Source organism: Candidatus Syntrophocurvum alkaliphilum, assembly GCF_009734445.1.
Taxonomy (GTDB): domain Bacteria; phylum Bacillota; class Syntrophomonadia; order Syntrophomonadales; family Syntrophomonadaceae; genus Syntrophocurvum; species Syntrophocurvum alkaliphilum.
Genome location: NZ_CP046457.1, coordinates 1,259,204 through 1,282,421, shown reverse-complemented (window position 1 = coordinate 1,282,421; position 23,218 = coordinate 1,259,204). Strand labels below are relative to the sequence as shown.

Genomic DNA, 23,218 nt, shown 5'->3' with positions numbered 1-23,218 from the left:
GGTTTGGAGTTATTTAATAATTTGCAATATAAAGAATTAGAAGTAGGGAGCAATAACCCTTTTCATCTTAATAACCAAAATATATGGTTTGTAACAGATGGGAAGGTCGATTTATTTATTACTAAAGTTTTAAGTGATAACACTACAGGTAGTAGAAACTATCTTTTTACAGTCAATAAAGGTGAAATTATATATGGAATGGATTCCACGGTGATAGATGATGAAAAATATAGCTTACTGGCAGTTGGACATACTGATACAAAATTATTAGAAATCGATATCAATCATTTAGCTAATAATATTACCAAAAATAATTGGAATGAACTAGTTAAGTTACTAAAGCAATGGACATCAAAATGGGATAGTCAAAATATAATTTATAACTATGAAATTGATTGGAATAATGAAGCACTAATTAATAATGTAAATAATTTCAACCAAGACGTTTTCAAACAAATCTTAGAAAAAACACTTTTAGCTAAAAAAGATGAACTATTAAGGAATAAATTAAAAATAGAAAAAGATAAATCACAAATGAGTAGTGGTTTACACAAATTAAAGAGCACCTTAAAACTAGATGAAAGTCCTGATCTAATTTCAGAGGATGAAGCAATAGACAATTTACTTTTTAAGGCTTGCTTAGCTGTGGGTGAAGCTAAAAAAATAAAAATATTCCCATCACATGAAATGAAAAAACAAAATTTTGAATCCAAAGATCTTTTAGGGGATATAGCACAAGCCTCGCAAATTAGAACTAGACAAATTTTACTAAAAGATACTTGGTGGAAAGAAGATAATGGAGCATTACTAGCATACAAAGAAGAAGATAAAAAACCGGTAGCACTCATACCAAAATCACCAAGAGAATATATAATGTATGATCCAGCTAATGAGAGTCGAGTTTTAGTTGATAAACAAATAGCTTCTTTAATAAGTGTTGAGGCATACACCTTTTACCGTCCCCTTCCGTCAAAAGTTATTGGAATTAAAGATTTGCTAAACTATCTAGCAGATGGAATATGGAAATCTGATATGTATACTGTTTTTATTATGGGGATTTTAGGAGGATTATTAGGTGTATTAACTCCTATTGTTACTGGACAAATTTTCGACAACATTATTCCTGATGGTGATAGTGTTTTATTAACTCAAGTTGGATTTTTGCTAATGGCAATTTCAGTTGCAATTTTTGCCTTCAATTTAACAAGATCATTCGCTATGCATCGTATAGAGGGTAGGACAGAAGCTGACCTGCAAGCTGCAATATGGGATAGACTACTTAGTTTACCTGCTGCTTTCTTTAAAGATTATTCATCAGGTGAATTAGCCAATCGTGCTATGGGGATTAGTGAAATTAGAAGCATATTATCAGGTGCAGTTGCTAATTCATTAATTGCTGGAATATTTTCAATTTTTTATTTCTTACTTCTCTTTTATTATAGTTGGCGTCTAGCACTTATAGTAACAGCTGTTGTTATTGTAGTAATTGGAGTAACCCTTTTATTTGGATTTTTACAAATTCGTTATGAACGACAATTAGTAGATTTAAATAATATCCTTACAGGTAAAATATTCGGTTTGTTAAGTGGGATAAGTAAAATTAAAACCTCAGGTGCAGAGAAACGTGCATTTAATAATTGGGCAGAAGACTTTAGTAAAACCCGTGATGTTACCTATAGAAAAGAAAACTTAGCCAACAAATTAGAAGTGTTTAATTCTACAGCAAACATAATTGCAACAGGGATAATATTTTATTCCATGATGAGAGTCCAAGGAATAAACTTAAGTGCTGGACAGTTTATCGCATTTAATGCAGCATTTTCTAGCTTCCTTCGTGCTATGTTAGAAATAACTTCTGTATACATACAATTAAATGTTATTAAACCACTATATGAAAGAACAAAACCTATCTTAGAAACTCTTCCAGAATATGATCAACAAAAAAATGACCCTGGAGAACTAGAAGGAAAACTTGAAGTTAGTCATGTTAATTTCCGTTATCAAGAAGATGGTCCACTTATATTGGATGATGTAGTTTTAGAGATAAACAAAGGTGATTATGTAGGGATTGTTGGACCATCTGGTAGTGGTAAATCTACATTATTTAGATTATTACTGGGTTTTGAAAATCCAGAATCAGGGCAAATTTATTATGACCAGCAGGACTTACAAAACATTGATATTCGTGCGGTTCGTCGGCAATTAGGGGTTGTATTACAAAGTAGTCAATTAATGTATGGAAGTATTTTTGACAACATTGTAGCTGCTCACCCTGGTTTAACCATTAATGATGCATGGGAAGCTGCTCGAATGGCAGGGATGGAAGATGATATAAAAAGTATGCCAATGGGCATGCATACTGTGGTTACCCCATCTGGAGGCACACTTTCCGGTGGACAAAAACAAAGATTATTAATTGCAAGAGCTATTATATCTAGGCCTAAAATTTTATACTTTGATGAAGCTACAAGTGCTTTAGATAATAAAACTCAAAAAATAGTAAGTGAAAGTTTAAATAACTTAGGTGCAACGAGAATAGTAATAGCTCATCGATTAAGCACAGTGGCTAACTGTAACAAAATAGTTGTTATGGATAAAGGAAAGGTAGTAGAGCAGGGGAGCTACCAAGAGCTGTTTGAAAAAGGTGGCTTGTTTACAGAGTTAGCCCAAAGACAACTTGCTTAGTTTTAGATACTAGTACTTAGAAAATAACTACCAAATCATTATATGTCTATTCTGACAAAGGTAGATATGAAATGCTTTTAAAGTTATCAAAATCAAATTTATTAGAGCTCGCATCAGATGATGTAGAAAGTATTCATTTTTAATTCTAAAAATTAAAAATGAAAGGGGGACAAAAAGTTAGTGAAAGTTTGAGTTATCTTAGTTGCCACCCAATTTGTGAAACCTTTTATCACTTACCAATTCAAAAGTAAATACACTTTTAGCCAGTTAAGAACGTTACCTATTAAAATTAATTTATAATAACTAACCAAAGAAAGGTGGATTTATAAATGGCAGATAAAATAAAACAAGTAATAGATAAAATTAATAATGATCAGGAGTTTAAGGATAAGATTTTTAGCCTTGAGTCAGCAGAAGAAGTACAAGCTGTGTTGAAAGAGGAAGGTTTTGATTTAACAGTAGATGAAATACTTCAGGCTCGTGATGCATTTGTAAAAGAGGTTGAGCAAGGAGAATTATCCGATGAATCCTTAGAAGATGTAGCCGGCGGTGGCGATTGTTATGGGGTTAGATTGAGTTGGTAAATAAAAAACACTGGTAAAAAGAAAATGTACTATATACTAGTGAATATTGGTTGGGTAAGGAAACAATAGGGTGGCGAATAGGATAACTCAAGCTTTTACTACAAATAAAAAAAGTAATAAAAGCTTGAATTCATTAATGCGACTAATATTTTAGAAGAAAAGATTACACTATTTGGATAGAGGTGTTTATTAATATGTCGGTTAATTTGCAAGAGTTAGTACAACAGACATTACCCTATGCACCAGAAGGATTAATTTCTAGTCAAACAGCTGCTGATATTCATAGACTGACAGATTTTTTCTCTGATTTATCCATTAGCGAATACATACTAGAAACTAGCCTTGAAGATAAACTTGGAGATGTAGATATATCATTTCGAGTGTTACAAGAGGAAGCTATAGCAATGAGGGAAGCTTTTCTAAACCCCTCGTTTTATCCACTTACAGCAGAAGTTTCGTGGCATAAAATTATGGAATTCTGCAATAAGTGGCCAGCAAAGGTACAAGATATATGGATTGAAATGGATCAAGCAGAATACAGAACATCACTGCCAAAGCCATGTTTTTTTTACAATAGTGAGGCTATAAAGTCAAAAATGGGTATAGAGCATTCTTTGTTAAATAATCAATTAGAAATATTATTGGGAAGAGAAACAACTAAAGAGCTGGAATCTAATTTATATAAAGTTATTAAATCCTTACCAGAAGGTATGAGGTTATTTCAGATAGGTGCTATGTTGGCTAGAAACAATGATCGAATACGACTTGTTACACATGGCATGAAATGGGATATAGTTGAAACTTGGTTTGATAAATTAAAATGGATTGATGTAAAACCTCCAATAAATAAATGGAAGCATCTTTCAGAGAGGTATAGTGACAGTTGGTATAATGTTGATATTGATGTGACAACACAAGGTATTCCATCAAAAATTGGATATGAAATTCAATTGAAAACCATTAAAGATTTACCCTTATTTTTAGACTCTCTTGTTGATGCTGGCTTATGTATACCAGAAAAACAAGCTATGATTTTGAAATGGTCCGGAAGTCGAGGTCAATATATGGGAAAAGAAGCAGGTTATTGTGCACTTATAAATAACATATGTCATTTCAAACTAACTTGGTCACCTGATAATGGACTTAGTGCAAAGGTTTATCTGAGAGTAAAAGCTGTTTCATTAAAAAGTAAGCAATAAAATAAACTTTAGCTAGACTAAATAAAAGTATAAATAAGAATAAAATGATAATTAGACAGAAAGGGGCATAATACGTGAAAACTATGTGGCGGGCAGAACCTAACGGACTATTTGCTTATCTTGTGCAAGAAGGTAAAAGGATTTTTCTTGGGTCTTCTAGTCTACAGGAGTTGACTGCCTGGTTGGAAACTAGCCGCCCCAGTCCTTTAATAGATAAGTTGTATGAAGACGGTTTTATTCAAAATCCTACCTCAAAATTGGAAATAAGCGAACTAAAAAGCATACTAAATGAAGTTAATCAAGTTAAATCACCACTGCGGTCTAGAACTGCTCCAGAATTAATTAATCTAGAACTGACTACTCGTTGTCCTCTACGATGTCCTCAATGCTATTGCGATCTTTACAAAGGAAAAGATTTGAATCCTGATATTGCAGAAAAAGTTATTTATGAAGCTGCTAGACTAAAAGTACCATACTTAAATCTCAGTGGTGGCGAAACACTTGTATATCCTCATTTAGATAGGCTATTAAAGCTCATAAATGAACTTGGACTCAGTTCTGCTATTGCCATTAGTGGTTGGGGATTTGATGAAAAGCGACTTAAAGAACTAAAAGATGCTGGAGTCAAAGAAATATATGTATCCCTAAATGGTTCTGTGGAAGAAGTAAATAGTCTTTCTAGAGATGGTTACTCACAAGCTATAGCAGCACTTGAGTTATTACAAAAAGATGGTGAAATAATTACTTTTATAAATTGGGTAGCTCGCAATGATAATATTGCAGACTTTCCAAATCTGGTGAAACTAGCAAAAACATTTAATGTAGATGGCATTGCTATTCTTGAATCAAAACCAGATGCGAATATGCAGGCTCAAGCACCACTTAATAATAATCAATTATTAGATTTAGCAGAACACATTAAAAGTCATCAAAGAAAAGAAAAATCACCTCTAATTATAGTTGAGTCTTGCTTTTCTCCTTTACGAGCTATATTGGGTAAAACTTTTTTTATGAATAAAAACATTGGTATTAGTAAAGGATGTGCTGCTGGGCGTGCAGGAGTTGCACTGGATGTAGATGGAAACTGGATTCCTTGCCGTCACTTGCTGAAGCCGGAATCGTATCCAAGTCTACATGAATACTGGTGGAAATCTACAGTTTTAAATCAATTGCGACAGCATGAAGAAAATAAAGACAGTAAATGCTTAACTTGCCAGTTCGAACAAAACTGCCTACCCTGTCGAGTGCTTGGGGATAACTATTCATGTGCTTTTAACCACAATGGTGATGGTAGTGCACTTATTGAACAAGGAGATGTTAATTAATGCTAGTAAAAGCTTCACAATATAATTTTTCTTGGTCTATGAATGAAGAAAAAAAATTACTAATTTATAATAGTTTTTCTACACGTATGATAGTTATTGATAATAAACATAGTGACCTATTAGATAAAGGTAGCTTTGATATTAATGAATTAGCTGATGGAAAAAAGTTTGTTGCAAAAAGCTTACTAAAAAAAGGATTCTTAATCCATCATTCAATAGATGAGTTGAAAGTTTTACAATTCTCTAGTCAAAAGTATAAACATGATACTTCAAGACTATCATTGACAATTGCACCGACACTTTCCTGTAACTTTCGTTGTATATACTGTGATCAGGAGGAAAGAAATCGTCCGGCAATGTCTAAAGAAGTTGAAGATGCAATCTTAAAATATATAGAAGACAAAGTTAAAAAGCTAGATGAAATAAGTATTACATGGTACGGTGGAGAACCTCTTTTAGAACCCGATATATTGATTAATTTATCACAAAAAATAACTGCCCTAGCAAAGGGGCATGGTTGTGAGTGTGTATTTAAGATTGTAACTAATGGTTATCTTTTAGAACCCGAATTAGTAGCTAAGCTAAAAGAATTAAACATACAAGTAATACAAATTACACTTGATGGACCACCATCTATACACAATAAAAGAAGAAAACTTTTTGGATCAGATGATGATACCTTTAATAAAATTTTATTAAATATAAAAAACCTAATTAAAAATGATATAAAGTTTACAATTCGTGTGAACATTGATCAAACAAATGTTGAGGGTATAGAAGAATTATTAGACATATTAGCAAACAATGGCATACCTAAAAATTCAGTTAACTTTGCACAAGTATATACATATACAGATGCTTGCAAATCAGCTGCACACACAATGATGAGTACAAATGAATACGCTAAAATTGAACCTTTGCTATATGAGATGATGGTTGAAAAAGGCTTGATGGAAGATTTTACCCATTTGTTACCTAAAAGAAAAAGTAATTACTGTGGTGCTGACCATATTCAATCATATGTTATAGACCCAGAAGGAGATATGTATAAATGCTGGAGTGATTTTGGAGACAAAAACATTAGAATAGGTAATATTGTTACACAAAAAAGTACTAAGGAAGAAAAAATGAAACATGTAAGGTGGATTATGTGGTCGCCCTTTGATAGTGAAAAATGCATTCGCTGCAAGATGCTTCCCATATGCATGGGGGGCTGCCCCGATTTAGGCATGAGGGAAGGAAAACCTCATTGTCTCGCTACACAGTATCAGCTTGAAAAAATTATCAAAAAAAACTACCACCAAGCTGAAAAAATATCTGGATTTTGGACTATGTAAAATCATTTTAGAATAGCAGATTAGTAGTATTTTTAGATAGTTATGGGGGTAGTTATGAATTTACTAAATAAAAATTTTATTGAACAAGGTGAAATAAAATTATATTCTGATTTAAGGAATAATTCATACATAATTAGGGTCTTAAATGAAGATGATTTTGCAGCTATCATGCAGTTACAAGACACTGTAATTGAGTCTTTAAAAAATAAAGAATATTATATGCCTATAACTATAGAAGAACTTGAAAATGGTTTAATTGAAAAAGGTGAAACAATAGGTTTATTTATTAATGATGAATTATATGCAGCATGTTCTATATTAAATGAAATAGATTATGAAGAAAATATGGGATTAGAATTAAATTTTAGTAATGAAGATTTAACATTAGTGGCTCAATTACACTTTTCATTAGTGCACAACGCTTTACGTGGTCATAACCTACAACAAAAATTAGCTACTATATTAGCAGAACGTGCACATAAAATTAAAGGCTCTAGATATATATTTACAACTGTCTCACCGTATAATTATCCTAGTATTAAAACTGTAACCTCAATGGGTTTACAGATTGCTAAATTGTGTGAAATGTACTATGGCTGGGATAGATATGTTGTATATAAAGATGTAATTAATCCCATTAAACTAGACACAAATAATAAAATTATTGTATCTAGTACATCACTAGAAGAACAAAAACAGTTATTAAACAATGGTTATCGAGGATTTTTTCAATATAAAGACAAAGATGGAATAAAGATTATGTATGCAAAGATAATGAATTTGCAAAGAAATTTTTAAACATCCTAAACAACATTTTTAATGGAAATAAACACTGTCCAGTGGGGGTAAATAAACATTGAGAAAGCTTATAATAATGAGCATATTAATATTATGTTGTTTTATAACTACTAATGTTATTTATGCTACACAGGCTAATGATTATGATGATAACAAAGACTCTATAAAAGGAACATGGCGAATAGGCTATTGTGAAAGTGAACATTTTACTATGTATACTGATACATTAGTTCATATTATATATGGACTTGAAGAGATGGGCTGGGTTAATAATCTAGATGGTTTCGAACAAGTAGTAGAAACAGGTGATAGTAAAACCATTTGGAATTGGCTTTCATCTAATGATATTAGTCCCTATATTGAGTTTGTTGATGATGCTTATTATAACCTTTGGGAAACAGATGAAATAGAAATAGTAAATAGAATAAAAAAACAAGATGATATAGATATAATGATAACAATGGGAGCATTAGCAGGGGTTAAATTAACTGAATTTGAACATAATACTAACATTTTTGTCTTTGCTGCTTCTAATGCTGTATTATCAGGAATAATTGAATCAGCAGATGACTCGGGTAAAGATAATGTATGGGCACATATGGATGAAGATCGTTTTGAACGTCAGCTTAGAGCTTTTTATGATATCGTAGAATTCGAAAGACTTGGAATAGTATATGAAGACTCTGAAATTGCTAGAGTTTTTTCAGCTATAAATGAAATAGAAACCCTTGCTAAAGAAAAGGGTTTTGAAATAGTAGAATATCATGTTGATGAGCCTAATAGACCAGAGGAGTTTCCTAGGTATTATCAAGAAGTAGCAGAAGCCTATAATAAATTATCAGAGCAAGTTGATGCAGTATTTGTAACTGTATCACTATTAGAAAGTGAAAAGCTTCCAGAGTTATTTCAGCCATTTTATGATAATAAAATTCCTATTTTTTCTCAATTAGGTAATATAGAAGTAAAACATGGAGCCTTAATGACTGTTTCAGTAATGGATGAAGTAAATGTTGGAAGATTTGGAGCCTATAATATAATTCAGTGTTTAAAAGGAGCAAAACCACGTGAACTTGAACAAACATTTCAAAGTAGTCCCCAAATTGCTCTAAATGTAGAAGTAGCTAATATTTTAGATTTTAAATTACCATTTGAATTAGTAATAGTAGTTGATGAAGCATATCAAACTATAGGAGGAGAGTAATTAAAAAAACAATTTCAAGAGGGGATATATACTAGAAAAATTTAAGGAAACAATTTTGTTTCCTTTTTATTATATAATAAAAAGGATTGCTCTTTATCTTTTTTTATGGGTAATCCAATTAGACTATATACTTTTACAAATTATACTAGTATGCTAAAATATATAAGAATATTTAGGAGTAGGGTTATTGAAATGAAAATTGCTATTGATGGACCTGCAGGAGCAGGAAAAAGTACTATTGCAAAACTAGTTGCTAAAAAACTTGGGTTCATATATATAGATACAGGAGCAATGTATAGAGCTTTAACTTATATTATTATAGAAAATAAAATTGACTATCAAGATAACCAACAACTATATCAGCTGGCCAATTCTATAAATATTCACTTCGAAAATCATTCCAATACACAAAGAATAATATGTAATGGAAAAGATGTAACAGAAAAAATAAGAACTCCTCAAGTTAATTCTTTAGTTTCCAAGATAGCAGCTATTAATGAAATCAGGGAAATAATGGTCCAAAAACAACAAGAAATGGCTTCTCAAAAGGATGTTGTAATGGATGGAAGAGATATAGGTGAATGTGTATTACCTGATGCTGAATTTAAATTTTATATAACTGCTAGCTTAGAAGAAAGAGCTAGAAGAAGATTAATAGAGCTAAAAAATCAGGGATATGAAGTAGATTTTGAACATCTTAAAAAAGATTTACTAGAAAGAGATAATTTAGATAAAAATAGAGGTGTAGGGGCGCTTAAAATATTAAAAGATTCAATAGTCATTAATACTAGTGAATTAACAATAGATGAACTTTTGGACAAAATAATAAGTATTGTTCAGGAGGATTTATAGATGTTGTACACTCTATTAAGAGGAATAGTTAAAATATTTTTTCATTTTTTAGGTTTGAAGATTGATGGATTACATAAACTACCAAAAGAAGGCCGAGTAATTGTGGCATCAAATCATGTTAGCAACTGGGATCCAATAATAATTGCAGTAGCACTAGATAGACCAATACATTTTATGGCTAAGAAAGAACTATTTAGCAATCCAATATTTTCATTATTTTTTAGGAGTTTAAATGCTTTTCCAGTTAAAAGAGGGACTGCTGATAGAAAAGCTATAAGACATGCTTTAGCGGTATTAAAAGATTCAAAGGTACTAGGAATTTTTCCAGAAGGAGTTAGAGTTAAATCTGGAATGAAAAAAAAAGCTCAATCTGGAGTAGCAATGATAGCAATAAAATCAAAAACTCCTATAGTGCCAATAGCTTGTATTGGTACAAATGCTAAAATACCATTTGGATGGATAAAACCTTTAGTTGTAAAAGTTGGTAGGCCTATTTATCTAACTGAATATTATGAATCTAAATTAAATTCTGCTGTTTTAGAAGAAATAAGTGAAGATATATTGCAGGAAATTGACAAACTTTTATCAAAATAAAAGAAGGAATTTATATGATTATTACGAATATTAATAGTATTTTTGATGGGGTGTAATATTGCACGTAAAGGTTGCAAAAAATGCTGGTTTTTGCTTTGGAGTAAAAAGAGCTATAAAAATGGCTGAAAATAGTTCAGAAAAACCAAATAAGTGGTATAGCTACGGACCAATAGTACATAATGAGTCCGTAGTGGAATACTTAAAAAATAAAGGGATAAGCTCTATTAATGATTTAAATGAAATTGAATCTGGTGGAATAATTATAAGGTCACATGGAGTACCTCCAGAATTGATAAATCAAGCTGAAATAAAAGGCTATAATATTATAGATGCAACTTGTCCGTTAGTAAAAAAAGTTCACGATACTGCTAAGTTATTGAAAAATGAAGGTTATATAATCGTAGTTTTTGGTGATATAAAACACCCTGAGGTTGTTGGGATAGTCGGTTGGGCTGGAGAAAATGTATATGTAGTAAAGAACAAAGAGGAAGCTAAAGATATTTCAGTAAAAGGAAAAGTAGGTGTTATAGCACAAACTACCAAGGATGAGATAGAATTTTATGAAATAGTCTCGACTATACTCCCTAAAACTGAAGAATTACGAGTGTTTAATACTATTTGTTCTGCTACAAAAAAGAGAATTCAAGCAGCACGCAACTTAGCTAAAGAAGTAGAATTAATGTTTGTAATAGGAGATAAACAAAGTTCAAATACTAATACCCTAACTAAAGAATGTATTAATAGTGGAGTAAAAACTTATCAGATTGAATCTGCTTCAGATATAAAAAAAGATTGGTTAAAGGGTATAACTAAAATAGGAGTTACTGCCGGGGCTTCAACTCCGGATTGGATAATTAAGGAGGTATTGGACGTGATGAACGACGAGAAGAATGTCGAGCTTGGAAAAGAAGAACAAGCCATGAATAATAATGAGGAGAATTTTGCTAATCTAGAGGCAGAAATGGCAGACTTTGAGTCTCCTGATAAAGGGGATATTATCAAAGGTACTGTTATTCAAGTGCTCAATGATGAAGTGATGGTTGATGTTGGTGGAAAATCTGAAGGAATAGTACCATTACGTGAGTTAACCAATAAACAAGATGTATCCTCAGCAAAAGAAATTGCTAAGGTTGGGGATGAACTAGAAGTATTAGTATTAAAATGGGATGATGATGGCACCATTTTATTATCTAAGAAAAAAGTTGATGCTAGAAAAGCATTAGATAAACTAGAAGAGGATTACAAAGAAGATAATATAGTAGAGGGGACAGTAATTAACACAGTTAAAGGTGGACTTCTAGTAGATTTAGGAGTTGTTGCTTTCTTGCCCGCATCTCATATAGAAGATGGGTATGTAAAAGATGTAACTAACTATCTAAATAAAACATTAAAATTTAAAATAATAGAATTTAACCGTAACAAGAAACGTGGTTCTCAAATAGTACTATCACGCAAAAAACTAGTAGAAGAAGAAAAAAACAAAGCAAAAGAAGAATTTTGGTCAAATGTTAATGAAGGTGAAGTACGTACAGGCAAAGTAAAGCGCTTAGTAGATTATGGTGCTTTTGTAGACATAGGTGGTTACGAAGGATTACTGCATGTATCAGAATTAGATCATGTAAGAGTAGAACATCCTAAAGATATATTAAATGAAGGCGATGAAATAGAAGTATACATTTTAAACCTAGATCGAGAAAAAGAAAGAGTATCATTGAGTAGAAAAAAACTACTGAAAAGCCCATGGGAAATAGTTTTAGAAAAATTCAATGAAGGTGAAATTATAGAAGGTAAAGTAGTTAGGATAGCTCCTTTTGGTGCATTTGTAGAAATAATACCAGGAGTAGATGGATTAGTGCATATATCTCAGTTAGCTAATAGAAGAGTTGCAAAAACTGAGGATGTTGTGAATGTAGATCAAAAAATTAATGCCAAAATTTTATCAATAGATTCTGAACAAAAAAAGGTTAGTCTTTCCATTAAAGAAGCAGAAAATGACGTAGAAAGAAATGAAGTAGATGAATATCTTGAAAATCAAGAGTAGTTATATGTGAGGTGACTATATGCCTATATTCGATTTTCAATGTAAAGAGTGTGATCATAAGTTTGATTTAATGATATCTAATAATGATAAAGATAAAGCGAAATGCCCTAAATGCAAAACTACAAACGTAAAACAGTTATTATCTCTATTTAATACTGGTAGTTCTAATAAACCTAGCAATAACAATAATAATTCATGTCACGGGTGTAGTGCAGCCGGGACCGGTGGGTGAGCAATGAAATTTTAGCTGCCAGTTGGCAGCTTTTTATGTTTCTGAGGTGATTAACTTGAAAACTACTGGGGTTATTTTATCGGGTGGTAAAAGCACAAGAATGAAATATAATAAAGCATTTGCCAAAATCGATGGAAAACCGATTATTGAAATTATTATGGCTAAATTTAGCAACTATTTTGATGAAACTATTATAATTAGTAATCAACCAGATTTATATAAACAACTAGGAGTGCCAATTTATACTGATATATATCCTAGTAAAGGTCCAATGAGTGGTATTCACTCAGCATTAGTAAATGCTACTAATGATACAATATTTACTTCTGCATGTGATATGCCTTTTATTGATATGGATTTAGTTTCATATTTAATAAACAAAAAAAACAACCACGACATTGTTGTTCCAGAAATAAATGGTTATTATCAGGCCTTATCAGCTTTATATACTAAAAATTGTATTACGGTATTAGAAAATTGTTTAATAAATGAAAAACTAAAACTAATTAAAATATATGAACAACTAAATACCCTTGTTGTTAAGGAAAAAAATTTATTAAAACATAGTAAAAATAATCTTGAAGATGTTTTTTTAAACATTAATGATGAAATATCACTAACAAGAGCCAACAAACTAGCAGGGAGGTTATTGTCATCTCAATAAGAAAACAAAGAAAAAATCAACATTTATCAATCGCTTATGCTGCAAATGATGGTCCTTCAACCAGCGGATTTGAGAATGTTCATTTAATAAATGATTCAGTCCCAGAACTAAACATTGATGATACAGATATATCTACTCAGTTTTTAGGAAAAAAAGTTTCTACTCCGTTAATAATAAATGCTATTACTGGTGGTACAGCAGAGGCCAAAAGAATTAACGCCTCCCTTGCATATGTAGCTGCACAAAAAAATATAGCCATGGCAGTAGGATCTCAAACAATAGGTATTGATGACCACAATGTTAGAGATAGTTTTACAGTAGTAAGAGAAAAAAATCCAGATGGAATAGTTTTAGCTAATGTGTCAGCAGGTGTTAATCCAGATATTGCATTAGAAGCAATTGAGATGATAGGAGCAGATGGATTACAGTTACACTTTAATGTTCCCCAGGAACTTGCAATGCCAGAGGGAGATAGAAATTTTAAAGGAACTTTAAAAAACATAGAAACCATAGTTAGTAAAAGCAATGTACCAATAATAGCTAAAGAAGTAGGATTTGGTTTTTCAGCTAATTCAGTTAATAAACTATATAATAGTGGTATTAATATATTTGATATAGGTGGAAAAGGTGGTACCAATTTTATTAACATTGAGGATCAACGAAAAGGTATGTTTATGGGTGAACTTGATGACTGGGGAATACCAACCGCCTGTAGCTTAGCAGAAATAGTAGATTTAAACTATCCAATACAAATAATTGCATCAGGTGGTATACGAACCGCATACGATGCCGCTAAAGCCTTAGCAATTGGAGCGGATTTAGTAGGCATTGCATCACCATTTTTAAAAATACTACTTCAACAAGGAGTTGATGAATTAAGTAGTTTTGTAGATAGCAATATTTACAAACTAAAAGCAGTGACTCTTATGACAGGAGCAAAAAACATTAAAGAAATAAAAACAAAACCAGTTATCATTACTAAAGATACTGCAGAATGGTTATCTTTAAGAGGTGTAGACCCCTATCAATGGTCAAAAAAATAAAAAATAAAAATCAAAAAAAAAGCCGCTTTAAGCGGCTTTTTTTCGTCGACCGAGTCAAAGGTGAGTCAATGGGGACGGTTCCTTTTGACTCATTTTTTGAGTCAAAAGGAACCGTCCCCATTGACTCACCTTTGACTCGTACATACATAATATCATCTAAAAAGGGAATTATATTTTATGAAAATATAAATTAAGAAAGGAGTAAAATATATGACTGATTTCCCTTTAGGGATGATTGCTCTAATAGTTGTTTCGATATTAATATACTTTGGTGTTGCTCATCGAGTATTAGATCGTCTTCGTTTAAGTGATAAAGCTGCACTAGCAATAATAGCCGCTATTATTGTTGGAAGTTTTATTAATATTCCAGTAACTGACAGAGTTACTATCAATTTAGGTGGAGTAATTGCAATAGGATTAGCGTTTTATGTTCTTTTAGGTGCTGGTACATCATTTGAAAAAATCAGAGCTATTATTGCTGCAGGTGTAACTGGTTTAACCCTTTTTATTCTAAGTAGATTTTTGGGGGCTGAACCTGAACAGATTATAGTTGATCCCCTGTATATGTATGCAATTGTAGCTGGTATAGTAGGATATTTGGCGGGTAGATCACGTAGAGGAGCATTTTTTGCCGCTGTAATAGGTGTTTTAACCATTGATATTGCACAATATATTTGGCTGACAACTACTGGTGTAAGAGGAACTGTATTTCTAGGTGGAGCTGGGGCATTTGATGCTTTAATACTAGCAGGTATATTAGCTGTACTATTAGCCGAAGTAGTAGGAGAAACTTTAGAAAGAATACAAGGCGGACCTAAAACTGAGGGTAGAGACCCAAATTTAATTGAACACTTAAAAGAGCCTCAGCCTTCGAAAAAACCTTCAGAAGAAGAGCAAGTTGAAGAACAAATTGAATCGGAACCAGAATCTGAAGATAATTCTGAAGGAGACCAAGAAGAGCGAGGTGAAAAAAATGACTAAAAAATTTATAGTATTTCTTTTAGTTGGAATACTAATGTTTGGTGTTACAGCTGAATTACATGCAGTCCACCAAGAATTACCTCCTGAAAAACACTTTACATTAGTAGATGAAAAAACCAAAAAGACAATAATAAAAACAGGTAGAGTTATTCATGTAGGAGATGAATATATAGCTCCAGATAATACTCGTTATGAAGTAGTTAGAATCGAAAAATATACAGCCTACTGTAAAAATAAAGGTAAAGAAGAAATGCCTGAAATAAAGCGTACTTCTCAAACAACTTCTTGGTTTAACCGAGTAATACCAGTTCAAGCGGATAATGATGATGAGGTAACTATTGCTATTTATTGCACTCATAGTGATGAGTCATATATAGAAGGTGATGGCGAAGAAAGTATAGATGGGCGTGGAGGTATTTATGATGTTGCCGAAAGAATGAGAGATGAAATAGAAGAGCTAGGTATTAATGTAGTATATAGTGACAATAATCATAATCCTCATGATGTAAATGCTTATCACCGTTCTAGAAGAACTGCAACAGATTTAATAAAGCAAGATCCAGCAATGAAAATAGATGTACATCGTGATGCTACACCCAGAGAAGAGTATGAAGGTGAAGTAGATGGTGAACCAATTGCACAAATTAAAAAAGTTGTTGGTAGATCTAATCCAAATAGTAATACCAATGAAGAATTTGCAAAAGAAATAAAGGCTGCTATGGATGAAGAAAAACCCGGTCTTTCTAACGGAATCCTAATAGGCCAAGGTGATTATAATCAAGACTTAAGCCCACAAGCAATCTTATTAGAAGTAGGAACTCATGAAACACCCAAAGACCATGCTCTAAAAGCAGCAGAAGAATTCGCTGAAATAGTTCCTACAATTGTTGGTGTAGAAGCAGAACCAGCTGCAAGACCTCTAGGTGGCGGAGATAACCAAGGTGCAGGCACTACTCTTCTTATTATATTAATAGCTTTAGGTGCAGCAATAGGTGGATTTTATCTACTAAATCGTGGGTCATCGGAGAGCTAGGATATGGAAGACTATGCAGTAGCTATAATCGCTGGTATAGTGTTTGGATTTGCTGCCAGATGGTTTATGCTGAAAAGCGATTATCGCTATTATCCAACATATCCTCACGGTCATGTAACGCATTTATCATTAGGTTTTATAGCAGCAGGATTAGGTGCAGTGGCAATTCCTGCTATAGCAGAGCCTGATTATGTTGCTATAACCTTTTTGGCTCTTGCTGCACAACAATTTCGAGATATACGAACAATGGAAAGAGAAACATTAAAAGAAGCAGATGAAAACAAACTTATAGGACGTGGACCAGATTATATTGAAGGTATAGCAAAAGTTTTTGAAGCTAGAAACTACTTAGTAATTTTAATTGCAATATTTAATAGTGGTATAGCTTTTTGGTTAGATTGGTATTGGGTATTAATAACTGGACCTTTAAGTATATTCCTAATAATTAAATTAATGAGTGGTATTATTATAGGGGATATAGCAGAAGTAGTAGAATCAAAATTACATTTTGAAGGTTCTTTATTAATGGTAGAAGATGTAGTAATAATGAATGTTGGTTTAGAGGAAACACGTGAGAAAATACTTAATGAAGGATTAGCAGTATTAATAAAACCAAAGGATGATAATGCACGCGCTACACTTCATAGTCCGGGACAACGTATGGCTATATTGTATGATGCAGTATCTATCTTAGGAACCAAGGTTGATATAAATGAACCAGAATTAATGCCATTAGCAAGAAAAAATATTGATGAAGGTTATCTAGGATTCTTTCTACTACCAAATGAACCTGATATTAAATACCTCGTAGAAATTATTAAAAGAGTACCAGTATTAGAAGCAACCCGAGGTACACCTTTATCAAGTTTATATGGTAGAAAGGCGGCTGATTAATGGATACAGGATTAACAGGATATATCCTAGCTATAATAACTATTAATAAAGATCTTGTTGGTGGTGGCGGTTGTCCAATTTTTTATGCAGAAGACGAAGAGCAACAAAGGTATATAGCATTACTCTTATCCCGTATATTAGGTGGAATAGTACATGATTTAGAAAATGGAGTATATTTTATAGCAAGACATTAAAACATCATAATTCTTACTATAATGTGGAGGATATATGAAAATTATTTATCATTGCTTTGGTGGAGCACATTCATCAGTTGTAGCTGCATCAATTCATTTGGGATTATTACAAAAGCACAGACCTCCTACAGCAGAAGAACTAATGAGTATTCCTTATTATGATAAAACCAATAATAATCATTTTGGTACTATAAGATTTATGGGAATTGATGAATACGGTAATGATATATATGTTTTAGGCAAAAAGAGCTTAGGAGATAGATTTAGTAATATATTAATGGGTATAGCTGAAATATTAGGTGTTAAAAATAACATTTTAACAATAAATACTATGAACAATATTAATGTTATTATGAAAATTGGAGGTTTTATGTCTAGGAGACTAGGATGGGTATCGATTGGTAGACCAATAGTTATAAAAGGTACCCAAAGTTCATTCTTTGACATAGTAAGAGTGGTAGACCAAATAAAACTTAAGGTAATGACAAAAGTGTAGGTGTTGCAAATGAAAATAATATTTCTGGGCTCTACCGGCGTACATCATACCTTAGTTGCGGCTAATTTATACTTAGATAACATGAAACCTAAAAAAGTTACCTTAATTGATGGTTTTGATGATAGTGCTATAGACTTTAGTGGATTTCCTATATATATAAAAGATGACATGCATGGCAATCAGGTATACACACTAGGTGTTGGACAAGACATACAATTAACCAAAAAAAGTATAGAGTATTTAGTAGATATACTAGGTTTTACTGCAGACGATTTAATAGTTCAACCTGTACACATTAAGGGGGAACGAACGCTTTTTTTATTAAATAGAATATCAGCTACAGTAAAATTCAATTCTCACACTACTTTTATAGCGGAGAAAATAATCAACAAAGAATATAATACTATAAAAGCAAACGTAGAGGAGTTTATAAAATTCATCAACTCTAACAAGAAAAAAGTATTTAACTTTTAAACTAAAAAGGTGGGTGTCCTACCCACCTTTTTTGCATCTTGCGATTAAATCCTTTTTAGTACATAATTGTTTAAATGGTAAAATTGTTATTGCAAATTGGAGGATTTAATGGCAGCGGTAATAAAAGATATAATAGAAAACAGTATTGCGGAAGAAGTTGATATAAAGCCAGGTGATATTTTACTATCTATAAATGGTTTTACTATAACTGATATCATAGAATATCAGTTTTATACTAGTGAAGAATTATTAGATATAGAAATTAAAAAATCTAATAATGAAATATGGGCAATAGAAATTGAAAAGGACTATGATGAAGATTTAGGTTTAATATTTGAAGGTGTTATATTTGACACCATAAAGTCATGTAAAAATAAATGCGCTTTTTGTTTTATAGATCAACTACCACCTTTAATGAGAGAAACCTTATATATTAAAGACGATGATTATAGATATTCATTTCTTTATGGTAACTTCATTACATTAACTAATTTAGATGAAAATGATTGGGAAAAGATAATTAATCTGCGTCTTAGCCCATTATATATATCTGTACATAGCACAAATGGCGAAATAAGAGAAAAGTTGATGAATAACAAAAATGCTAAAAAAATAAAATCTGACTTAGAAAGGCTAAAAGATGCAAATATTCAAGTTCATACTCAAATAGTATTATGTCCAGGTATTAATGATGGAGAAGAGTTGATACAAACCATTGATGATTTAATTAATTTATATCCATCAGTACTTTCAATTGGGATAGTACCTGTAGGTCTAACAGGGTATAGAGAGAATTTAGAATCCTTAAGACCAGTATCACCTAAGTTAGCTAATGAATTAATACCCCTAATTGAAGATTATCAAAAGAAAAATAGAAAAAAATATGGTAGTGGATTAGTATATTTAGCAGATGAATTTTATATTAAAGCTGATATAGATTTTCCTGAGGCAGAATACTATGATGATTTTAGTCAAATAGAAAATGGTATAGGGTTGGCCAGAATCTTGCTGGATGAATTTGAAGAATTAAAAAAAGAGCTTCCAGATACTATAGCCTTCAAAGAATCATCATATATAGTAACTGGGGAATCAGCCCAAAAAGTTCTCGAACCTTTGGTGTTTTACTTGAACCAAATAGACAATATAGATGTTAAATTAATACCAGTAAAAAACAATTACTTTAAAGGTGACGTAACAGTAACGGGTTTATTAACAGGAAATGATATAATTAAAGCTATAAATGGTAATCATAAGGGTAAAAGGATTATTTTACCTGATGTTGTATTAAAAGAAGGACAAATCCTACTCGATGATACCAGTTTAGAAGATATAGAAGAAAAAACTGGTGCAGATATAAAAATAGTAGATGGTAGTGCTAGAGATCTTATTAGAGCAGTATTAGCTTAAAAAGTACGGAGGAATAAATATGTCAAAGCCTGTTGTTGCTATAGTGGGAAGGCCTAATGTGGGAAAATCCACGTTATTTAATCGCCTTGCTGGAGCAAGAAAAGCTATAGTTGAAGATATAGCCGGTGTAACAAGAGATAGACTATATGATAAATCAGATTGGGCTGGAAAAGAATTTATTATAATTGATACAGGTGGAATTCGCTTTGATGATGGTGATACTTTTGCCAGTGAAATTAAATTACAGGCCCAGATTGCGATAGAAGAAGCAGATGTTATTATTTTTGTAGTTGATGCCAAGGATGGTATAACTCATGAAGATCAAGAAGTAGGCAAGCTTCTGCGCAAATCAAAAAAACCAATAGTATTGGCTGCAAATAAAATAGAAAATTTTTCCAAACACATAGATTATTACGAATTCTACAACTTAGGGTTAGGAGAGCCAATACCAGTTTCAGCTATGCATGGCATGAATACAAATGATCTTTTAGATGCAGTAATTGATCACTTTAAACCGGAGTTTTATGAAGAAGAAGATACCGACCGCATAAAAATAGCTATTGTAGGTAGACCAAATGTAGGCAAATCTTCATTGGTTAACTCATTATTAGGGGAAGAAAGAGTAATTGTTAGTGATATACCGGGAACTACTAGAGACTCAATAGATACCCCCTTTGAGTTTGAAGGAAAAAAATATATGCTTATTGACACTGCAGGGATGAGGAAAAAAGGAAAAATTAATGAAGCTACAGAAAAATATAGTGTTATAAGAGCCTTAAAAAGTGTTGAAAGAGCAGATGTAGTTTTAATAATGCTAAATGCTATTGACAAGGTAACTGAACAAGACCAAAGAATAGCGGGTTATGTTCATGAACAGGGAAAGGCTAATGTAATAGTTGTAAACAAATGGGACCTAATTAAAAAAGATGGACGTACTATGAATGAGTTTGATGAGGATATACGAGATAAACTGAAATTTTTAGCTTATTCTCCTATTTTATATATTTCTGCATTAACTCGTAAAAGAATATTTAAAGCAATTGAACTTGTTGATTTTGTAGCTGAACAACATACCAGAAGAGTTAATACATCAGATTTAAACAAAATCATAAACGAAGCTATCATGCTTAATCCGTTACCAGGCGGGGGAGGCAAAAAGATAAAAATATACTATTCTACTCAAGTACGTACAGCACCACCATCTTTCGTGCTATTTTCTAATCAACCAGAAAAGGTTCATTTCTCTTATTTAAGATACTTAGAAAATTTGTTAAGGCAAAATTATGGATTTGAAGGTACACCAATAAGATTTTATGTACGTCAAAGAGACTCTAAAGAATAGGGGGGAGGACAATTGTTAGAAGCTTTAATAATAATATTTTGCTATGTTTTAGGGTCCTTACCATTTTCGTACTTAATAAGTAGGTTGCTTGGTGGTATAGATATCCGATCAAAAGGTAGTGGTAATATTGGTGCGACAAATGTATATCGTACCTTAGGACCTTATATAGGTGTAGCAGCTCTTTTTGCAGATTTATTAAAAGGTTTAATTGCCGCATTCTTAGGACTTACTATAGGAGGCACTGTTATTGCTGCAGTTTGTGGATTAGCAGCTGTTTTAGGACATTGTTTTCCGATATTTTTAAAATTTAAAGGTGGTAAAGGGGTTGCTACAGCGGCAGGAGTAATGCTTATGTTAACTCCAATGGTTTTCATAATTTCATTAGTAGTTTTTGCAGTTATAACATTTGTAAGTAGGTATGTTTCATTAGCTTCAGTAACAGTTGCTATATTATTTCCAGTATTAACAATAGTAATGAGTGAACCTATTGCATATATCTTAATGGCAGCTATTATAGCTTCATTAGTTGTATATCGCCATAATGAAAATATATACCGATTAAGACAAGGAACAGAATCAAAAATTAACGAAAAAGCAATTTAATATGTTGGGGTGGTTCTATATGCAAAAAATAACAGTTTTAGGTGCTGGTAGCTGGGGTACAGCGTTAAGCATGTTATTAGCATCTAAAGGGTATAAAGTAACACTTTGGGGACGAGAAGAAGATGGAATTGAAGATATTAAAAAACATCGTATAAACGAAAAATTTTTACCTAGTATATCTATTTTGGAAAATATTTATCCTACTACTAGCAGGGAGGAGGCTATAACTAATTCAGACTTATTAGTGATAGCAGTACCTTCTCAAGCTGTCAGGGAAGTAATTGAAGACTTTAAACATTACATAAATAATAATATTTATATAGTAAACACATCCAAAGGTATAGAAATAACTACACAAATGCGAATGAGTCAAGTGATTAAAGATGTTATTGGAGAAAAAATTCTAGAAAGATATGGTGTTTTGTCAGGACCAAGTCATGCAGAAGAGGTTATAAAAAATATTCCAACTGCAGTTACAGTAGCAGCTTATAAAAAAGAAACAGCATTTTTATTACAATCTGTATTTATGTCTACATCCTTTAGAGTATATACAAATCCTGATGTAGCTGGTGTTGAATTAGGTGGGGCATTAAAAAACATTGTGGCACTAGCAACTGGAATGAGTAGGGGTTTAGGTTTTGGTGATAATACCACAGCTGCCTTAATGACAAGAGGTTTAACTGAAGTAGTTAGAATGGGAATTGCATTAGGAGCAGACCCAAGAACATTTGCAGGTTTAAGTGGTATTGGAGATTTGATAGTTACATGTAATAGCAACTATTCACGAAACAACCGAGCGGGTAATCTTCTAGGGCAAGGAAAATCCTTAGAAGAAACTCTAGAATCAATTGGGATGGTTGTTGAAGGTATTCATACAACAAGAGTAGTATACAAAATAGCTCAAGATTTAAATATAGAAATGCCAATTACAACAGCATGCTACAATATTATCTATAATAACAAAAATCCGAAGGAAGAAGTAGAAAACTTAATGCAACGGCGGAAAAAACATGAAATCGAAGAAATTGTTAACAATATAGATAGCTGGTAAAAAATAAAAAAAATGGATGGTAAAAAAAGTGTGAGTAAATCACACTTTTTTTCTTTTTTGGTTATATTAGCGAATCTTAATAAATATATTATTAGTGTTATAGAGTTATAAAGTAAATATTACTTAAGGGGTATCCGTAATCGGAGGGAGGGTGCCTTTTAAAAGTCTGAATACGAGGGAGGGAAAAT

General features: G+C 32.0%; 23 protein-coding genes. All 23 read left to right on the top strand.

Annotation, left to right across the window (positions count from 1 at the left end; genetic code table 11):
- Nucleotides 1–3: 3 nt before the first annotated feature.
- The 23 genes from SYNTR_RS06190 to SYNTR_RS06080 all read left to right on the top strand — a co-directional run bounded on the left by SYNTR_RS06190 (nucleotide 4) and on the right by SYNTR_RS06080 (nucleotide 23,030).
- The gene (locus SYNTR_RS06190; protein WP_156203705.1) at nucleotides 4–2,685 is read left to right on the top strand and encodes an NHLP bacteriocin export ABC transporter permease/ATPase subunit; all 2,682 of its coding nucleotides are present in this window, start codon (nucleotides 4–6) and stop codon (nucleotides 2,683–2,685) included.
- Between the two features lie 329 nt (nucleotides 2,686–3,014).
- Entirely contained in the window at nucleotides 3,015–3,269 is a 255-nt protein-coding gene (locus SYNTR_RS06185; protein WP_156203704.1) for a Nif11-like leader peptide family RiPP precursor, read from the top strand.
- A 194-nt stretch (nucleotides 3,270–3,463) separates the two neighbouring features.
- Complete coding sequence (locus tag SYNTR_RS06180; RefSeq protein ID WP_156203703.1) at nucleotides 3,464–4,468, top strand: hypothetical protein; 1,005 nt, start codon at nucleotides 3,464–3,466, stop codon at nucleotides 4,466–4,468.
- Nucleotides 4,469–4,551: 83 nt separating this feature from the next.
- Entirely contained in the window at nucleotides 4,552–5,793 is a 1,242-nt protein-coding gene (locus SYNTR_RS06175; protein ID WP_243140269.1) for a radical SAM protein, read from the top strand.
- The gene (locus SYNTR_RS06170; RefSeq protein ID WP_156203701.1) at nucleotides 5,793–7,130 is read left to right on the top strand and encodes a radical SAM/SPASM domain-containing protein; all 1,338 of its coding nucleotides are present in this window, start codon (nucleotides 5,793–5,795) and stop codon (nucleotides 7,128–7,130) included. Before SYNTR_RS06175 ends, SYNTR_RS06170 begins: the two co-directional genes overlap by 1 nt.
- A gap of 54 nt (nucleotides 7,131–7,184) precedes the next feature.
- Nucleotides 7,185–7,928 carry a hypothetical protein gene (locus SYNTR_RS06165; protein ID WP_156203700.1) on the top strand — a complete coding sequence of 248 codons (744 nt, stop codon included), beginning with the start codon at nucleotides 7,185–7,187 and terminating at the stop codon, nucleotides 7,926–7,928.
- A gap of 58 nt (nucleotides 7,929–7,986) precedes the next feature.
- A complete protein-coding gene (locus tag SYNTR_RS06160; protein WP_156203699.1) occupies nucleotides 7,987–9,129 on the top strand; it encodes an ABC transporter substrate binding protein in 1,143 nt (380 codons plus the stop codon).
- 192 nt (nucleotides 9,130–9,321) lie between these two features.
- Nucleotides 9,322–9,981: a (d)CMP kinase gene (gene cmk / locus SYNTR_RS06155; RefSeq protein ID WP_156203698.1), complete on the top strand. Its 660-nt coding sequence runs from the start codon at nucleotides 9,322–9,324 to the stop codon at nucleotides 9,979–9,981.
- Complete coding sequence (locus SYNTR_RS06150; protein WP_156203697.1) at nucleotides 9,982–10,575, top strand: lysophospholipid acyltransferase family protein; 594 nt, start codon at nucleotides 9,982–9,984, stop codon at nucleotides 10,573–10,575.
- A gap of 58 nt (nucleotides 10,576–10,633) precedes the next feature.
- Nucleotides 10,634–12,616 (top strand): bifunctional 4-hydroxy-3-methylbut-2-enyl diphosphate reductase/30S ribosomal protein S1, encoded by a 1,983-nt coding sequence (locus tag SYNTR_RS06145; protein ID WP_156203696.1) that lies wholly within the window; start codon nucleotides 10,634–10,636, stop codon nucleotides 12,614–12,616.
- A gap of 19 nt (nucleotides 12,617–12,635) precedes the next feature.
- On the top strand, nucleotides 12,636–12,848 hold the full coding sequence (locus SYNTR_RS06140; protein ID WP_156203695.1) for an FmdB family zinc ribbon protein: 213 nt from the start codon (nucleotides 12,636–12,638) through the stop codon (nucleotides 12,846–12,848).
- Between the two features lie 100 nt (nucleotides 12,849–12,948).
- Nucleotides 12,949–13,512, top strand: coding sequence for a molybdenum cofactor guanylyltransferase (mobA, locus tag SYNTR_RS06135; RefSeq protein ID WP_156203694.1), 564 nt, complete (start codon nucleotides 12,949–12,951; stop codon nucleotides 13,510–13,512).
- Nucleotides 13,461–14,555 carry a type 2 isopentenyl-diphosphate Delta-isomerase gene (gene fni / locus SYNTR_RS06130; protein ID WP_320411460.1) on the top strand — a complete coding sequence of 365 codons (1,095 nt, stop codon included), beginning with the start codon at nucleotides 13,461–13,463 and terminating at the stop codon, nucleotides 14,553–14,555. Before mobA ends, fni begins: the two co-directional genes overlap by 52 nt.
- Nucleotides 14,556–14,765: 210 nt before the next feature.
- Entirely contained in the window at nucleotides 14,766–15,536 is a 771-nt protein-coding gene (locus tag SYNTR_RS06125) for a DUF1614 domain-containing protein (RefSeq protein WP_243140146.1), read from the top strand.
- Nucleotides 15,529–16,569, top strand: a complete 1,041-nt coding sequence (gene spoIIP / locus SYNTR_RS06120) for a stage II sporulation protein P (protein WP_156203692.1) — start codon at nucleotides 15,529–15,531, stop codon at nucleotides 16,567–16,569. The genes SYNTR_RS06125 and spoIIP overlap by 8 nt, the downstream gene beginning before the upstream one ends.
- 3 nt (nucleotides 16,570–16,572) lie before the next feature.
- Nucleotides 16,573–17,463, top strand: a complete 891-nt coding sequence (locus tag SYNTR_RS06115; protein WP_156203691.1) for a YIEGIA family protein — start codon at nucleotides 16,573–16,575, stop codon at nucleotides 17,461–17,463.
- Entirely contained in the window at nucleotides 17,463–17,657 is a 195-nt protein-coding gene (locus SYNTR_RS06110; RefSeq protein ID WP_156203690.1) for a capping complex subunit for YIEGIA, read from the top strand. Before SYNTR_RS06115 ends, SYNTR_RS06110 begins: the two co-directional genes overlap by 1 nt.
- Before the next feature lie 34 nt (nucleotides 17,658–17,691).
- Nucleotides 17,692–18,153 (top strand): DUF3189 family protein, encoded by a 462-nt coding sequence (locus SYNTR_RS06105; RefSeq protein WP_156203689.1) that lies wholly within the window; start codon nucleotides 17,692–17,694, stop codon nucleotides 18,151–18,153.
- Nucleotides 18,154–18,162: 9 nt separating this feature from the next.
- On the top strand, nucleotides 18,163–18,627 hold the full coding sequence (locus SYNTR_RS06100) for a DUF3189 family protein (RefSeq protein WP_156203688.1): 465 nt from the start codon (nucleotides 18,163–18,165) through the stop codon (nucleotides 18,625–18,627).
- Between the two features lie 108 nt (nucleotides 18,628–18,735).
- Entirely contained in the window at nucleotides 18,736–20,034 is a 1,299-nt protein-coding gene (locus SYNTR_RS06095) for a DUF512 domain-containing protein (protein ID WP_156203687.1), read from the top strand.
- Between the two features lie 19 nt (nucleotides 20,035–20,053).
- Entirely contained in the window at nucleotides 20,054–21,376 is a 1,323-nt protein-coding gene (gene der, locus SYNTR_RS06090; RefSeq protein ID WP_156203686.1) for a ribosome biogenesis GTPase Der, read from the top strand.
- A 12-nt stretch (nucleotides 21,377–21,388) separates the two neighbouring features.
- Nucleotides 21,389–21,979: a glycerol-3-phosphate 1-O-acyltransferase PlsY gene (plsY, locus tag SYNTR_RS06085; protein ID WP_156203685.1), complete on the top strand. Its 591-nt coding sequence runs from the start codon at nucleotides 21,389–21,391 to the stop codon at nucleotides 21,977–21,979.
- Nucleotides 21,980–21,998: 19 nt separating this feature from the next.
- The gene (locus SYNTR_RS06080; protein ID WP_156203684.1) at nucleotides 21,999–23,030 is read left to right on the top strand and encodes an NAD(P)H-dependent glycerol-3-phosphate dehydrogenase; all 1,032 of its coding nucleotides are present in this window, start codon (nucleotides 21,999–22,001) and stop codon (nucleotides 23,028–23,030) included.
- Nucleotides 23,031–23,218: the final 188 nt, after the last annotated feature.

What these genes read in the sequence shown, in the direction of transcription:
- SYNTR_RS06185 (WP_156203704.1), top strand. Translation starts at nt 3,015, where the DNA reads ATGGCAGATAAAATAAAACAAGTAATAGATAAAATTAATAATGATCAG.
- SYNTR_RS06180 (WP_156203703.1), top strand. Translation starts at nt 3,464, where the DNA reads ATGTCGGTTAATTTGCAAGAGTTAGTACAACAGACATTACCCTATGCA.
- SYNTR_RS06175 (WP_243140269.1), top strand. Translation starts at nt 4,552, where the DNA reads ATGTGGCGGGCAGAACCTAACGGACTATTTGCTTATCTTGTGCAAGAA.
- SYNTR_RS06170 (WP_156203701.1), top strand. Translation starts at nt 5,793, where the DNA reads ATGCTAGTAAAAGCTTCACAATATAATTTTTCTTGGTCTATGAATGAA.
- SYNTR_RS06165 (WP_156203700.1), top strand. Translation starts at nt 7,185, where the DNA reads ATGAATTTACTAAATAAAAATTTTATTGAACAAGGTGAAATAAAATTA.
- cmk (WP_156203698.1), top strand. Translation starts at nt 9,322, where the DNA reads ATGAAAATTGCTATTGATGGACCTGCAGGAGCAGGAAAAAGTACTATT.
- SYNTR_RS06150 (WP_156203697.1), top strand. Translation starts at nt 9,982, where the DNA reads ATGTTGTACACTCTATTAAGAGGAATAGTTAAAATATTTTTTCATTTT.
- SYNTR_RS06140 (WP_156203695.1), top strand. Translation starts at nt 12,636, where the DNA reads ATGCCTATATTCGATTTTCAATGTAAAGAGTGTGATCATAAGTTTGAT.
- mobA (WP_156203694.1), top strand. Translation starts at nt 12,949, where the DNA reads ATGAAATATAATAAAGCATTTGCCAAAATCGATGGAAAACCGATTATT.
- SYNTR_RS06125 (WP_243140146.1), top strand. Translation starts at nt 14,766, where the DNA reads ATGACTGATTTCCCTTTAGGGATGATTGCTCTAATAGTTGTTTCGATA.
- spoIIP (WP_156203692.1), top strand. Translation starts at nt 15,529, where the DNA reads ATGACTAAAAAATTTATAGTATTTCTTTTAGTTGGAATACTAATGTTT.
- SYNTR_RS06115 (WP_156203691.1), top strand. Translation starts at nt 16,573, where the DNA reads ATGGAAGACTATGCAGTAGCTATAATCGCTGGTATAGTGTTTGGATTT.
- SYNTR_RS06110 (WP_156203690.1), top strand. Translation starts at nt 17,463, where the DNA reads ATGGATACAGGATTAACAGGATATATCCTAGCTATAATAACTATTAAT.
- SYNTR_RS06105 (WP_156203689.1), top strand. Translation starts at nt 17,692, where the DNA reads ATGAAAATTATTTATCATTGCTTTGGTGGAGCACATTCATCAGTTGTA.
- SYNTR_RS06100 (WP_156203688.1), top strand. Translation starts at nt 18,163, where the DNA reads ATGAAAATAATATTTCTGGGCTCTACCGGCGTACATCATACCTTAGTT.
- SYNTR_RS06095 (WP_156203687.1), top strand. Translation starts at nt 18,736, where the DNA reads ATGGCAGCGGTAATAAAAGATATAATAGAAAACAGTATTGCGGAAGAA.
- der (WP_156203686.1), top strand. Translation starts at nt 20,054, where the DNA reads ATGTCAAAGCCTGTTGTTGCTATAGTGGGAAGGCCTAATGTGGGAAAA.
- SYNTR_RS06080 (WP_156203684.1), top strand. Translation starts at nt 21,999, where the DNA reads ATGCAAAAAATAACAGTTTTAGGTGCTGGTAGCTGGGGTACAGCGTTA.